1 protein-coding gene is annotated in these 311 nt (G+C 70.7%); it reads right to left on the bottom strand.

Annotated features, from left to right (window positions below; translation table 11 throughout):
* A partial coding sequence (locus tag ACQG3P_RS19070; RefSeq protein WP_426805915.1) for a hypothetical protein occupies positions 1-311 on the bottom strand: 311 nt, incomplete at both ends.

Consider the following 311-nt stretch of genomic DNA (forward strand, 5'->3'; position numbering starts at 1 on the left):
GTGGCCCACACCTGGCCGTTACGGCCAAGCGCGATACCCCCCCTCGACACCGGCGGCAGTCCCTGCGCGGCACCGACCCGTTCCCGCAGCGTCATGCTGAGCCCGTCCCACCGGTAGCGCTCCAGTGCGCCCCTGCGCGCCATCCAGACCTCATCGGCGCTGACCCAAGCCATGTCGAAGAGGTTGCCGGGCGGAAGGCCGGGCACGCGTTCAAAGCGGTCCTTCTGCCACCGCAGCAGCCCCATCTCGCCGGTTTCGCCCTGGTCGCCCATGATCCACAGCCCGCCGCGCGGATCGTGCAGCAGCTGCTC

The sequence above is a fragment of the Stenotrophomonas sp. SrG genome (assembly GCF_050031795.1).
Taxonomy (GTDB): domain Bacteria; phylum Pseudomonadota; class Gammaproteobacteria; order Xanthomonadales; family Xanthomonadaceae; genus Stenotrophomonas; species Stenotrophomonas rhizophila_A.